Annotated in this window: 12 protein-coding genes; 11 read left to right on the top strand and 1 reads right to left on the bottom strand. The window is 68.5% G+C overall.

The features are described 5' to 3' along the window. The first annotated feature begins 60 nt into the window (after window positions 1-60). Both H536_RS23300 and H536_RS0113080 read left to right on the top strand, forming a co-directional pair. Window positions 61-1,005, top strand: a complete 945-nt coding sequence (locus H536_RS23300; protein WP_024350902.1) for a response regulator — start codon at window positions 61-63, stop codon at window positions 1,003-1,005. Next, window positions 1,002-1,805, top strand: coding sequence for a hypothetical protein (locus H536_RS0113080; RefSeq protein WP_024350901.1), 804 nt, complete (start codon window positions 1,002-1,004; stop codon window positions 1,803-1,805). The genes H536_RS23300 and H536_RS0113080 overlap by 4 nt, the downstream gene beginning before the upstream one ends. A 13-nt stretch (window positions 1,806-1,818) precedes the next feature. Here the strand turns inward: H536_RS0113080 and H536_RS0113075 are convergent, their stop codons facing one another. Further along, window positions 1,819-2,745 carry a glycoside hydrolase family 113 gene (locus H536_RS0113075; protein ID WP_024350900.1) on the bottom strand — a complete coding sequence of 309 codons (927 nt, stop codon included), beginning with the start codon at window positions 2,743-2,745 and terminating at the stop codon, window positions 1,819-1,821. A gap of 467 nt (window positions 2,746-3,212) precedes the next feature. Here H536_RS0113075 and H536_RS0113070 point away from each other — a divergent pair, with 467 nt between their 5' ends. From H536_RS0113070 to H536_RS0113030, 9 genes are all read left to right on the top strand, one after another. Then, window positions 3,213-3,725: a hypothetical protein gene (locus H536_RS0113070; RefSeq protein WP_024350899.1), complete on the top strand. Its 513-nt coding sequence runs from the start codon at window positions 3,213-3,215 to the stop codon at window positions 3,723-3,725. Between the two features lie 145 nt (window positions 3,726-3,870). Further along, on the top strand, window positions 3,871-5,139 hold the full coding sequence (locus tag H536_RS0113065) for an ABC transporter substrate-binding protein (protein ID WP_024350898.1): 1,269 nt from the start codon (window positions 3,871-3,873) through the stop codon (window positions 5,137-5,139). A gap of 73 nt (window positions 5,140-5,212) precedes the next feature. Beyond that, a complete protein-coding gene (locus H536_RS0113060) occupies window positions 5,213-6,244 on the top strand; it encodes a dehydroquinate synthase/iron-containing alcohol dehydrogenase family protein (RefSeq protein WP_024350897.1) in 1,032 nt (343 codons plus the stop codon). Next, on the top strand, window positions 6,241-7,671 hold the full coding sequence (locus H536_RS0113055) for an aldehyde dehydrogenase family protein (RefSeq protein WP_024350896.1): 1,431 nt from the start codon (window positions 6,241-6,243) through the stop codon (window positions 7,669-7,671). The genes H536_RS0113060 and H536_RS0113055 overlap by 4 nt, the downstream gene beginning before the upstream one ends. A 159-nt stretch (window positions 7,672-7,830) precedes the next feature. Then, window positions 7,831-8,718 carry a helix-turn-helix transcriptional regulator gene (locus H536_RS0113050; protein ID WP_024350895.1) on the top strand — a complete coding sequence of 296 codons (888 nt, stop codon included), beginning with the start codon at window positions 7,831-7,833 and terminating at the stop codon, window positions 8,716-8,718. Between the two features lie 100 nt (window positions 8,719-8,818). Continuing rightward, window positions 8,819-9,829 (top strand): branched-chain amino acid ABC transporter permease, encoded by a 1,011-nt coding sequence (locus H536_RS0113045; protein ID WP_024350894.1) that lies wholly within the window; start codon window positions 8,819-8,821, stop codon window positions 9,827-9,829. Next, the gene (locus H536_RS0113040) at window positions 9,830-10,885 is read left to right on the top strand and encodes a branched-chain amino acid ABC transporter permease (protein ID WP_024350893.1); all 1,056 of its coding nucleotides are present in this window, start codon (window positions 9,830-9,832) and stop codon (window positions 10,883-10,885) included. It abuts the gene before it with no gap. Next, window positions 10,882-11,661 carry an ABC transporter ATP-binding protein gene (locus H536_RS0113035; protein WP_024350892.1) on the top strand — a complete coding sequence of 260 codons (780 nt, stop codon included), beginning with the start codon at window positions 10,882-10,884 and terminating at the stop codon, window positions 11,659-11,661. The genes H536_RS0113040 and H536_RS0113035 overlap by 4 nt, the downstream gene beginning before the upstream one ends. Beyond that, window positions 11,654-13,819, top strand: coding sequence for an ABC transporter permease (locus tag H536_RS0113030; protein WP_024350891.1), 2,166 nt, complete (start codon window positions 11,654-11,656; stop codon window positions 13,817-13,819). The genes H536_RS0113035 and H536_RS0113030 overlap by 8 nt, the downstream gene beginning before the upstream one ends. The last annotated feature ends 1 nt before the right edge of the window (window position 13,820 follow it).

Genomic DNA, 13,820 nt, shown 5'->3' with positions numbered 1-13,820 from the left:
CGCACCGCGCCCGCGCTGTAGCGGGGACGGGACGGGCCGGGCGCGTTCAAGGGGGAAGTGATGCGCATACTGGTGGTCGACGATTCCGAGGATGCCCGGGACATCATGGCCGTCACCCTGTCCTCCGGCGGCTACGAGGATCTGACCTTCGCCACCTCCGGGCAGGAGGGGCTGGATCGGCTAGTGCAGGGCGGCAGCGGGCCGGATGGCGCCTTCGACCTCGTGCTGCTCGACGTGATGATGCCGGGCATGGACGGCATCGAGGTCTGCGCGCGCATTCGCGCCGACGCCCGGCACCAGGATCTGCCGATCCTGATGGTCAGCTCCCTCAGCGATTCCGAATCCCTCTCCCAGGCCTTCATCGCCGGCGCCAACGATTACGTCACCAAGCCGATCCATCGGCTCGAGCTCCTGGCGCGGGTGCGCAGCATCGCCCGCCTTCGCGGCGAGCGCGATCTGCGCCAGGCCCGCGAGGCCGAGCTTCTGGAAACCGGGCGCAAGCCAGAAGCCGGCAGTCGCGCCGGCAACATGACCCTCGTCGATCCGCTGACCGGTCTTCTCGGCTGGGAAACCTTCGAGGCGCTGGCCCAGCGGGCCCCCGCCGCCGACGCGCCCCGCTTCGGGGCGCTGGCCTGGCAGATCGACGATCTGGACCGGCTGCGCGTTCGCGATGGCGACCAGGCGGCGCGCGATCTGATCAAGAGCACCGCACGCGTCCTGCAGGCGCTGCCGGCCCGCATCGGCGATCATCTGGCACATTACGACGACGGCATCTTCGTCGCCTTTGCAAGGAACTGCACCGAAGCCGAACTGGCGGAGCTCGCCGCGCGCGCGCGCTCCGGCGTCGCCGGCACCGGCACGACCTTGAGCGTCGGCACGGTCATCTCCGACGGGCGCGAGCGGACCCCGCGCGACGTGGTCGCGGACGCGATCGCCGCGGCCGAGCGCGCCGCCGAGGATGGCGGCGACCGCGTCGTCACCCGCACCGCGCTGCTCGTCCCATGATCGGCGCGGTCGCCCTGCGGGCGCTGCTCGCCGCCGCGGTTGTTGGAGCCGGTACGGCCGCGGCGCATGCCGGCGCCTGGACCCAGGCGAAGGGCCACGGTCAAATCATCGTCTCGGGCACCTATACGGATTCGCCCAAGGGCTTCGACGACGATGGCAACGCCGTCGATATTCCCGACTATCGCAAGTTCGAGCTGAACACGCTGATCGAATACGGCATCACCGACGCGGTGACGGCAATCCTGCAGCCGCAGATCCAGTCGGTCGATATCGGCCAGCCCACGGACGCCGCGCGCTTCGGGCTCGGCTATTCCGAGCTGGGCGGCCGCGTCCGGCTGTGGTCCGACGACGTCTCGGTGCTGTCGGGACAGGTCGTCGCCCGCATTCCGGGCACCTATGATGACGACGATCCGGCCTCCATCGGCAACACCGATCCCGAACTCGACATGCGGATGCTCTACGGCCGCTCCTTCGGCATCGGAAGCTGGTCGTCCTTCCTCGACGTCCAGCTCGGCTATCGCGCCCGCTTCGGCGACCCGCCGAGCGAGTTCAAGGCCGACGTGACCTTCGGCACCCGCCCCGCCGACGATCTCCTGCTTCTGGTCCAGTCGTTCAATTCGATTGGCGACGGCAGCGAGAAATCGTTCTTCGTCAGCGGCAGCGAACACAAGCTGCAGCTCAGCGGCGTCTGGGACGTCAATGAAAGCTGGTCGCTGCAGCTCGGCGGCGTCGCCACCATCGCCGGCGAGAACGCCCTGCGCGAACGCGGCCTCGTTGCCGCGGTCTGGCACCGGTTCTGAGCCGTCCGGCGGCTCAGCAGCCGCCGCGCCACTGGCAGAACAGCACGCCTTCGGCCAGTTTCCCCTGCACCGTGAAATCGGTGTCGGTCCGCCCGCCGGCGTCGGGATCGGTGAACCACCGCCAGACCCAGGCGCCTTCGACGACGGCCGGGTCGAACTGGCAGTGCCATTCGGCGATCACTGCCGCCTGCAGGACGTCGTCGGGCGCCGCGTCGCGTTCCTCGGCGCTCTCCCAGGGCTTGGCCGCAGCGCCCACGGCCGACCGCAACCCGTACTCCGCCACCCAGACCTTCCGCCCGCTCTTCCGTGACACGGCCGCGATGCGGTCCAGCTGATCGGCCATCGCTGCCGCCCAGTCCTGACGTGCGTCGTCGGCGCCGAGCGGCGGATAGAGGCTGACGCCGATCCGGTCGAGCTGCGCCCAGAAGGGCACCGTCTCGGCCTCGTCGGCATTGTGGGCGACATAGACGAGCGTGCCGGGGAAGATCGCCCTGATCTCCGCAATCAGCCCCGGCCATTCCGGCCGGCCTGTGGATTGCACCAGCTCGGTGCCGACGGCGAGGGAGGTGGCGCCCGCATCCGCCGCCACCTGCGCAATGTCGATCAGCGCCGTGCGGTAATGGCCGAACCAGGTGGCCCACGCCGCATCGTCGGGCATGGCGATGGCGCCGGCCCATGTCTCAGGCACCCACACATGCGGCTTGACGAAGGCGTCGAGCCCCGCCGCCTGGGCCGCCGCGATCGCCACGCGCAGCTCGTCGAGGCTCATGTCGGACCCGAGCCCGATTTGCGGATCGCCCGGCCCCGGCTGCCAGAGGAACGGCACGATCGCCACGTTGTCGGCGCCGAGCTTTGCCAGCCGGGCGAGGCTCTCGCGGCTGGCCGGCGATCCGAAGGGCGCATTCTCGGTGCGGATCAGATTGACGCCGTTGGTCTGCAAGCGCGGCTCCCCGGAACAGGCCGGCGCTGAAACAGCGGCCCCTGTCGTCATCGTCAGCGCGATCCCTGCCGCGAGCAGGCGGCATCCCCAGGCGCCGGCCGGAGCCAGCCAGCCTGTCGCGCACCGCGCCGGGCGCCTGCCGATACCCTCCGCGCAGCGGCGTCCCGCATCTGTCGTCGCTCGCAAGCCCAAACCGGCACCACTCCCTCGATCGCAGCCCGCCGATGTGCGGCGACCGCGTCCCGATCATTATGCCCGCCGAACCCTCCGCCGGACCAGCGCCGATACCGCTGATCGCGCGATCGTGTGGCGCGATGCCGGGACGCGGAGGCGTGCCGGTCTTCCCGCCCACTAGCCAAACGGAGGCGATTTATCAGACGCCTGGGTACGGCATGCCGCGCGCCGGGCTTGAGCCTATGCGACCGGGCGAGGACGCTTGGCCGGTATCAGGACGGAGGGGCGAAAGCATGCAGGACGAGCGGTGGCGCGACGACGAGCGCGACGTGGAACCCCGCCAGGCCACGCCGGCGGCCCTGTCGCTCTATCGCGCCTTTGAGCGCCCGGCCCAGATCGTCCTCGTGGTGTGCCAGATGCTCCTGGGGCTGGGCCTTGCCATCGCGCTGATCCTCAAGCTCTACATGCTGCTGTTCACCGACAGCGTCTGCGTCGTGGATGCCGCGAGCCTCGGCAACATGATCCGCTGCACGCCGGCGCTGGCGCTGCTGGGGCAGACGCTGATGCTGGTCGCCGCCTTCCGCGTCGCCGCCCTGTTGTTCTCGCGGCGTCTCGACGGGCTGTTCGAGGCGCTCGCGCTGGGCGTTGCGGGCGCCCTGATCCGCATCGTCTCGACCCTGCCGTCGGACGGGCCGGTCTGGCAGCAGACGCTGATGATCGCCGCTCTCGTCGCGGTCGGCGGCGCGCTGGTGCTCGGCCAGCGCCTCGGCGGCCTGTCGCAGCGTGACCCGGCGGACCGACAGTAAGCGCCAGGGTGCAAAAAAAAGATCGCAGGATACGCCAGCGCACTTCCGGTGATCGGTCTTTCGGCCGGCTCGGTCAGGCTTGGCATTCGGGCGGCCCGTCTCAGGAGCGGCGTGGTGCGGACCGAAGTCTATGGGAGGATAACAGATGAAAACTACATGGATGTGCGGTTTATCGACACTCGCCCTGCTTGCCGCCGGCGCAACGCAGGCTGTGGCGCAGGATAGTTCCGACCCGGTCAAGATCGGCGTGCTGGTGACGCTGGAAGGGACCTATACCGTACCGGGCCAGGACGGCGTGCGCGGCCTGGAGGCGGCGCTGAAGGCGGCCGACTACCAAGCCGGTGGCCGCAAGATCGAGGTCATCACCCAGTCCACCGACACCACGCCGGACAGCGCCACCCGCGGCGCCCGCAAGCTGGTCGACCAGGACGGCGTCGACATCGTCATCGGGCCGTTGTCCGGCTCCGAGGGCATCGCGATCCGCGACTATTCCAAGACCCGGCCGGACGTCACCTTCATCAACGGCATCTCCGGCGCCATGGAGACCACCTACGTCACGCCGTCCGAGAATTTCTTCCGCTTCAACATCGACGGCGCGCAGTGGTCGGCGGGTCTCGGCGAATACGTCTTCAACGAGAAGGACTACAAATACGTCGCCACCATCGGCGAGGACTATTCCTTCATCTACACCCAGGTCTTCGGCTTCGTGACCGAGTTCTGCCGGGCCGGCGGCGAGATCACCGACCGGTTCTGGGTGCCGCTGGGCACTAAGGATTTCGGCTCGATCATCGCGGCGCTGCCCGATGACGTGGACGCCATCTATCTGGGCCTGGGCGGCGGCGACGCCGTCAATTTCCTCAACCAGTATCAGCAGGCCGGTGGCCAGGCGAACCTCATCGGCGGCTCGATCATGGTCGACGGATCGGTGCTGTCGTCGGAAGGCAGCGCCAAGCAGGCCCTGATCGGGGTGCCGTCCTCGGGCCCGCAGGCCGACACCTGGGACGATCCGCGCTGGCAGGAATGGGTGAAGCTCTATCAGGACAGCTTCCCCGAGAGCGATCGCTTTCCGACCCCGTCGCTGTTTGCGACCGGCTACTACAACGCGACCAGCGCGGCGCTCCAGTGCCTGAGCACGGTGGAGGGCGACCTCTCCGACGGCCAGACGAAGTTCCGCGACTGCCTGTCGAACCTCAAGCTCGAGGCGCCGAACGGCGACATCACCCTCGACGAGAACCGCCAGGCGATCGGTGCGAACTTCGTAACCGAAGTGGTGGAACTCGACGACGGCACGCTGGCCAACAAGATGGTCCGCAAGGTCGACGACGTGAACCAGACGCTGGGCATCGAGAAGGCCGCCTTCGATGCCATCGGCCTGCCGAGCCGCGACGTTCCGGCCTGTCAGAAGTCCTACTGACGCGAAAGCCAGCGGCCCGGGTGCGCATGCGCCCGGGCCGCCGTCTTCCCGACATATCGCATCGGCCGGGGCAATGACGCTCATCACCTATCCCACGCGCGTGCACTTTGCCGACGCCGTTCTCGCCGAGGCGCTGCATTCGGAGATCGAGAGCATGGCGCTGCTCGCACCGCTGCTGATCGTCCCCGACGCGCCCGACGCCGCCGAGAGCCGCGAGGTCATCCTGTCCGGCCTGCCGGTCGCAACCGACATCCTGTCCTTCGATCTCGCCGAAACGGCCGATCTGTCGACCGCCGCGGTGGCGCTGTGCGAGCAGTTCGCCGGCCAGCGCGTCGACACCATCATCGCCTTCGGGGCCGCGCGGGCGATCGAGCTCGGCCGCAAGGCCCGCAAGATGCTGTCGCAATTCGGGCCGCGGCCCAAGCTCTATGCCGTACCGGGCATCGACGGCCTGCCCGACCCCTGCCGGCGCAATGTGGAAAGCTGGCGCAGCGGCCTGCCCGACGTCCTGATCTGCGACCCGACGCTGATCCTTTCCGCCGGTCCCGAGGACAATCTGCGCTCAGCCCTGCGCAGCCTCGTGCGCAGTCTCGAATCCTATCTGGCCTCCACCTACAATCCGACCGCCGACGGCATGGCGCTCGACGCCTTCAGCCGCAGCGTCGCCAATTTGCCGCGGCTCGCGGCGGCCCCCGACGTCACGGTCAGCCGCGAGCTGATGGCCGCCGGCCTCAATGCCGCGCTGAGCCAGCAGAAGGGGCTGGGCCCGGCCCAGATGCTGGCGGTGGTGCTGGCCGCCCAGCATTCCGGCCTCGATGCGCTGGCCGCCGCGCGGCTGCTCCTGCCGGGAACGCTGGCGGCGATGGAGGCCGAAGTCGAGCGCACCGATCTCCTCGGCCGGATGATCGGTGCCGGCGCGGATCGGCGCGAGGGCGCCGCGACGGAGCGGCTGTCGGCCTATCTCGGCGCGATCCCCAGCCTTGCGCCGCGCCTGTCGGATCTCGGGCTGACGCCGGACGATCTCGACGAGGCGGTGTCCGAGGCCGAGCGCGCCGACATCCTGCCGAAGGGCGCTGCCCGCACGGTGCTGGAGGGGGTCTTTTGAAGCCGTTGCTGATCGCCGGGGAATGGGTCACGACCTCCCACGCCGTGCCCAATGTGAACCCGTCCGACGTCTCCGACATCGTCGATGTCCATGCCCAGGCCGGCCGGTCCGAGGCGGAGGCCGCCATTGCCGCGGCGAGCGCCGCCGCTCCCGCCTGGGGTCGCACCGATCCGCAGACCCGGTCCGACATCCTGCACCGGGCCGGCGAGGAGGTGCTGCGCCGGTCCGACGAACTCGGCCGCCTGCTGGCCCGCGAAGAGGGCAAGGTGCTGCGCGATGCGATCGCCGAAGTGGCGCGGGCCGGTCGCATCCTGCGCTATTTCGCCGGCGAGCCGCTGCGCACCGGCGGGCAGTTCCTGCCGTCGGTCCGTCCCGGCGTGAATATCGAGATCACCCGCGAGCCGGTCGGCGTCGTCGGCATCATCACGCCGTGGAACTTCCCGATGGCGATCCCGGCCTGGAAGATCGCGCCGGCGCTCGCCTGGGGCAACACGGTGGTGTTCAAGCCCGCCGAACTGGCGCCCGGCTGCGCCTGGGCGCTGGCCGATATCCTGCAACGCGCCGGATTGCCGGCCGGCGTCCTCAACCTGTTGACCGGTCCGGGCTCGGTCGTCGGGCAGGCGATGCTGGACGACGCCCGTGTCGATGCGATCAGCTTCACCGGCTCGCAGGCGACCGGTGCGCGGGTCATGGCCGCCAGCGCGCCGTTGCAGCGCAAGGTGCAGCTGGAAATGGGCGGCAAGAACCCGCTCGTCGTCCTCGACGACGCCGATCTCGACCGCGCCGTCGCCGCGGCGGTGGACGGCGCCTATTTCTCCACCGGGCAGCGCTGTACCGCCTCGTCGCGGCTGATCGTGACCGAGCGCATCCACGACCGCTTCGTCAGCGCCGTCGCCGAGCGCCTTGCCGGGCTGCGGACCGGCCACGCGCTGGAGGAAGGCACCGACATCGGTCCGGTCGTCGACGCAGCGCAGCTTCGCATCGACGAGGCGGCCATCGCCCGCGCCCGCGCCCAGGGCGGCAGCCTGCGGGTCGGAGGAGACCGCGTGACGCAGGCGACCAAGGGCTTCTTCCTGTCGCCGGCCCTGATCACCGAAACGACCAGCGACATGGCCATCAATCGCGAGGAGGTGTTCGGCCCCGTCGCCTCCGTCATCCGGGTGCGCGACTATGACGAGGCGCTGGCCACCGCCAACGATACCGATTTCGGCCTGTGCGCCGGCATCTGTACCGAGAGCCTGAAATACGCCAGCGATTTCAAGCGCAACGCACGCGCCGGGATGGTCATGGTCAATTTGCCGACCGCCGGCGTCGACTATCATGTGCCGTTCGGCGGGACGCGGGCCTCGAGCTTCGGGCCGCGCGAGCAGGGGGCCTTCGCAGCGGAATTCTACAGCACCGTGAAGACGGCCTACACCGCCTCTTAGGCACGTTTGAAGCACTCGCGACCGTCCTGCGCTGTATACCGCAAAGTCTGTTTCTTTGTTCTTCGAACTTGTCTGGCCGCGCGGAACATGGCCCGATAATTGGCCGGTCGAAGCGGAGGGAGAAGCCGCGCGGCCGTCGTTGATCGGGAGGATCACGAAATGAGCCATGCTATCGCGGTGTGTCACGGCGCCTTCGGCCGTGCCGCGCTGTACGAGCTTGATCGCACCATCACCACCCATGCCCATCGCGAGGGGCATCTGGTGTTCTATGTCGGCGGCGATGCCGCCAGCCTGATGGTGCACAATGCGCGCAGCGACCTGACACCCGGCCATGCCGTCGCGGTCAGCCCGTGGGAGCCGCACTCCTTCCACGTGCCGGAAGGCCGGATCAACATCTGCCTCGTTCTCTACATCAAGCCGATGTGGTTCCTGGAAAACAGCGACATGGCGGAGTTCTCGCTGTCCTTCGGTCGGTCGCGGCTGACCCTCAACCAGAGGCAGCGCGAATTGCTGACCCGGATCACCGTCCTGTTGATGGGCAACGAGAACGCCATGGCGTTCGACGAATTGCTGTTCACCCTGACGCAGGAGTGCTTCAGCCTGTCCTGGGACCAGCGCCACGGACGCCGCCCCTCGGCCCTGCGCCGGTTCTCCGACTTTCGCGTGCGCCGCTCGCTGCGGCTGATCCAGGAGAAGGTCGGCGAGGAGATGCCGATCGACGAGGTCGCCCGCTCCGTCGGCCTGTCGCGCCCCCATTTCTTCAAACTGTTCAAGCAGTTCATGGGTGTGACGCCGAATGTCTACATCAACACGCTGCGCTCCGAAAACGCCATTTCGGACCTTCTGAGCACGCCCAAATCGGTGACCGACATCGCCTTCGATCTCGGATTTTCCAGCCAGGCGAGCTTCACCCGGTTCTTTTCCTCCAATGTCGGCATCGCGCCGAGCGAATACCGCCGGGTGGCGCATGTGACGTCGGGCGCTTTTCCGATGATGGGGGACCGCACCAGACTATCGGGTATGCCGCCGAGCCCCCGCCCGAACTAGCATCTGTCCCTGAAGAGCCATTGGCTCGGGGGAGATGAGCCGTGATCTTTGTGACGCGACCTGAGGTTTGCCAGGCACGGACCGGCCGGAGGGCCGAGACGTGAGGGTCTTTGCGACCCGGCATCCGATCTGGACCGCGATCCTGGCGATCCTGGCGGTCGTCCTCCTGTGGGCGATCTTCGCCGTCTGGCCCGAGGGCCTCGAAGACGTCATCGGTCGCAAGAAGATCTTCCTCAACGCGCTGTTCAACGGCGTCACCCTCGGCGGGCTCTACTTCCTCGTCGCGTCGGGCTTCACCCTGATCTTCGGCCTGATGCGCAACGTCAATCTCGCCCATGGCTCGCTCTACCTGATCGGCGGCTATGTCGGCTTCTACACCGCCGACATCACCGGCTGGTGGCTGCTGGCCTTCCCGGTGGCCTTCATCATCGTCGGCCTGATCGGCGTTCTCATGCAGATCTTCGTCTTCCGCCGGATGGAGGGGGAGGATCTGCGCCAGACCCTCGTGACCATCGGCATCTCGATCGTTCTGGCAGACCTGATGCTGTGGAGTTTCGGCGGCGATTTCTACAACATCACCCCGCCGCAATGGCTGTCGGGGCCGCTCGATACCTTCTTCACCACCGGCTACGACCGGCGCGGCGAGCTGATCTTCCTGCGCTATCCGTCCGTGCGCATCGTCATCTTCCTCGCCGCCGTGGTCGTCGGCCTCGCCATGTGGCTGATGCTCAACCGGACCCGGATCGGCATGCTGGTGCGCGCCGGCGTCGACGATCGCGACATGCTGTCGGCGACCGGCGTACGCATCCAGCTCGTTTTCGCTTGTGTCTTCGCCTTCGGGGCCGGCCTTGCCGGGGTCGCCGGGGTGGTGGGCGGCACCTTCCAGTCGGTCGCGCCGGGCGAGGATACGCGGTTTCTCCTCGCCTCCCTCGTCGTCGTTATCGTCGGTGGTATGGGCTCGATCCCCGGCGCGGCGCTCGGGGCCCTGTTGATTGGCATGGCCGAGCAGTTCGGCTCGGTCTACTTTCCGACCTACGCGGTGGTGCTGACCTTCCTGATCATGGTCGTGGTGCTGGCCTTCCGGCCCTACGGCCTCCTGGGGCGCGCCTAGATGGTGGCGATCGACAGGCCCTCCGTCACGGCGCGGCCCTCGGGCCTCGAGCGGGTGCCCGCGGCCTACTGGGTGGTCGGGCTGCTGCTTCTGGTGATGCCGGCCTTCGCCTCGGGCTTCTTCCTGTTCCAGATCATGGGCTGGGCCTTCGTCCTCGGCCTCATCGCCCTGAGCCTGATGTTCCTCGCCGGCTATGGCGGCATGGTCAGCCTGGCGCAGATGTCCTTCGCCGGACTGGCCGGATACCTCGTCGCGATCTTCGGCGTGAGCGGCGTCAGCGCGGTCTCGCAGGGCTGGCCTTGGTGGCTGGTGATCCCGCTGTCGCTGGCGATCACCATGCTGTTCTCCACCGCCGTCGGCTGGCTCGCCGTGCGGACCGAGGGCATCTACACGATCATGATCACCCTCGCCATCGCGGCGGCGTTCTTCTACTTCACCCGCCAGAACTACGACGTCTTCAACGGCTTCTCGGGTTTCAACTCGGTGCTGCCGCCGCAGCTGTTCGGGGTGAACTGGCGCGAGTCGGTGCCGTTCTACTATCTGTCGCTGTTCTGGGCGGCGGTGGGTTATTTCGCCGTCCTCTACATCAGCCGCGCGCCCTTCGGCCTGGCGCTGCAGGGCGTGCGTGACAATCCGCGCCGGATGGCGGCACTGGGCTACAACGTCACCGCGCACCGGGTGGCGGCCTATGCCTTCGCGGGACTGATCGCCGGTGTCGGCGGCATCCTCCTGACCTGGCAGAGCCAGCAGATCTCGCCCGGCACCGTCGGCATCCAGCCGGCCATCGACATTCTCGTCATCGCCGTCGTCGGCGGGTTGCGCCATCCGATCGGGGCCTTCATCGGCGCGCTGATCTACGTGCTTCTGAAGACCTTCTCCACCGACGTCCTGATCTCGCTCGGACTGTCGGGCGAGCGCTTCCAGCTCCTGGTCGGTATCGGCTTCCTGGTCGTCGTGTTCTTCTCGCCCGACGGCTTTCTCGGCATGTGGGACAAGTTCCGTGAGAGCCGCAATCGCGATCCGCTGACCGGCACCGACCGGAGGCAGGCGCCATGAGCGCCGCCGCACCCTCGCGCGGCGCCAGCGCCGACTACGCCCTCGAACTGCGCGGCGTCTCGAAACGCTTCGGCGCCCTGGAGGCGCTGGGCGGCATCGACCTGAAGGTGCGCCCCGGCGAGCGCCACGCGGTGCTCGGCTCGAACGGCGCCGGCAAGACCACCCTGTTCAACTGCATCACCGGCGATTTTCCGCCGACCACCGGCGCGATCCGCTTCTTCGGAGAGGACGTGACCGAGTTTCCTGCCCAGGAGCGGATCCGGCGCGGCCTGCGGCGCACCTACCAGATATCGCTGCTATTCAGCGGGCTGAGCGTCCGCGACAATGTCTATCTGGCCTGCCGCGGCGTCTCGCGCGGCCGGTTCTCGTTCCGCCGGCCGGGCAATCGCGACGCGCTGGTCGCCACCGCCGAAGATCTCGTGCGCACGGTCAATCTGGGCGACGTGATGGACCAGACCGTGGCCGATCTCAGCTACGGGCAGCAGCGCCAGCTGGAGATTGCCATGGCGCTGTCGGGGGCACCGCGCTTCATCCTGTTCGACGAGCCCGCCGCCGGCCTGTCGCCGACCGAGCGGCGCGAACTGATCGGCATCCTGACCGGCCTGCCGGGCCATGTCGGCTTCATCATCATCGAGCACGACATGGACGTGGCCCTCAGGGTCAGCGAGCGGGTCACGATGATGCACAACGGCCGTGTCTTCAAGGAAGGCAAGCCGGCCGAGATCGAGGACGATCCCGAGGTCCAGGCGCTGTATCTGGGAGGTGGGCATGGCTGAGGGTACGCCCATCCTCGAGGTCCGCGACCTCAACGTCTATTACGGCCACAGCCACGCCCTGCAGGGCGTGAACCTGCGCATCGGCGGCGGCATCCTGTCGGTCGTCGGCCGCAACGGCATGGGCAAGACCACCCTGTGCAAGGCGATCATGGGCCTGGTGCCGGTGCGCGCCGGGTCGATCGCGCTGGCCGGGCAGGCCATTGCCGGACGCACTCCGGCCGAGATCGCGCGCATGGGGGTCGGCTACGTCCCGCAGGGGCGCCGCCTGTGGCGCTCGCTGACGGTCGACGAACATCTGCAGCTCGTCGCCACCAAGGGCGGCGCCTGGACGCCGGAGCGCATCTATTCGGTGTTTCCGCGCCTGGCCGAGCGCCGCAGCAATGGCGGCGGGCAATTGTCCGGCGGCGAACAGCAGATGCTCGCCATCGGCCGGGCGCTGCTGCTCAATCCGCGTCTTCTGGTGATGGACGAGCCGACCGAGGGCCTTGCCCCGGTGATCGTCAACCAGGTCGCCGAAATGCTGGTCCGTCTGGGCGAGGAAGGCGACATCGACGTCCTGGTGATCGAGCAGAATATCGGCGTCGCCTGTTCCGTCGCCGACCGCGTCGCGATCATGATCAACGGCAAGGTCGACCGGGTGATGGAGGCGAGCGTTCTCGCCGCCGACCGTGACTTGCAGCAGGCGCTTCTCGGCGTCGGACGCCACGCCCATGACGAGACGCCGGGGCCCGATGCGCCGCGCCGCGAGGCCGCGACGCCGGCCGAGAGCGGCCCGGTCCGCATCTATCTGTCCAATCCGAAGCTCCCGACCCGCTGGTCGGCGAACGTGCCTGTCCATGTCATCGAACGCGCCGCGCGCACCGTCACGACGCCGGCCGAGACCCCGGCCACGGCAGGCCGGCCGATGGCGCCCGCGGCGACGCGGGGCGGCACCGTCTATGTCTGCGGAACGCTCGACACCAAGGGTGCCGAGCTGCGCTACATGCGCGACATCGTCAAGGCCGCCGGCCTGCGCGTCGCCATGGTCGACCTGTCCACCAGCGGCAAGCCGTCGGGCGCCGATATGCCGCCCAATGTCGTGGCGGGTCACCATCCGCGCGGCGCCGCCGGCGTCTTCACCGGCGACCGCGGCAGTGCGGTGGCGGGCATGACCCTCGCCTTCGAGCGCTGGATGCGGGCCCAGACCGATGTCGCGGGGCTTCTGGCAGCCGGCGGGTCGGGTGGCACGGCCCTGGTGGCGCCGGCCTTCCGCAGCCTTCCCGTCGGCGTGCCCAAGCTCGTCGTCTCGACCGTCGCCTCCGGCAACACCGCGCAATATGTCGGCGCCTCCGACATCACGCTGATGCCGTCCGTCGCCGACGTGCAGGGGCTCAACACCATCACCCGGCAGGTCCTGGCCAATGCCGCCAATGCCGTCGCCGGCATGGTGAAGACGCGGGCGAGCGCGGCCCCGGCAGCCGACCGCCCGACGGTGGGCCTGACCATGTTCGGGGTCACCACGACCTGCGTCCAGGCCGTCGTGAAGGAGCTGGAGGCAGATTATGACTGCCTCGTCTTCCACGCCACCGGCACCGGCGGGCGAGCGATGGAAAAGCTCGTGGCGAGCGGCATGCTCGGCGCGGTCCTTGACCTGACCACCACCGAGATCTGCGACATGGTCGCCGGAGGCGTCTTTGCGGCCGATGAGACCCGGTTCGATGCGATGATCGCCAGCGGGCAGCCCTATATCGGCGCCTGCGGCGCCCTCGACATGGTCAATTTCAACGCCCCCGAAACGGTGCCCGAGCGCTATCGCGACCGTCTCTTCTACGAGCACAATCCGCAGATCACCCTGATGCGGACGACGCCGGCGGAAAACGCCGAGATGGGCCGCTTCATCGGCGAGAAGCTCAACCGCATGAACGGTCCGGTGCGGTTCTACCTGCCCGAGGGCGGCGTCTCGGCGCTCGATGCGCCGGGCCAGCCCTTCTGGGACCCGGCCGCCGATCGCGCGCTGTTCGCCGCGCTGGAAGAGACGGTGCGCCAGACCGCGTCCCGCAAGCTCGTTCGCGTCCCCCACAACATCAACGACCCGGCCTTCGCGGCGGAGATCCTGCGCAGCTTCCGCAGCCTGCATTCGCGCCCGCAAAGCCCGTCGAAACTGTCCCGGAGAGCCTGAC

Origin of the sequence: Aurantimonas coralicida DSM 14790, assembly GCF_000421645.1 — a bacterium.
GTDB classification, from domain to species: Bacteria; Pseudomonadota; Alphaproteobacteria; order Rhizobiales; family Rhizobiaceae; genus Aurantimonas; species Aurantimonas coralicida.
The sequence above is the reverse complement of the archived record's forward strand: the minus strand, read 5'-3'. Positions and strand labels throughout refer to the sequence as shown.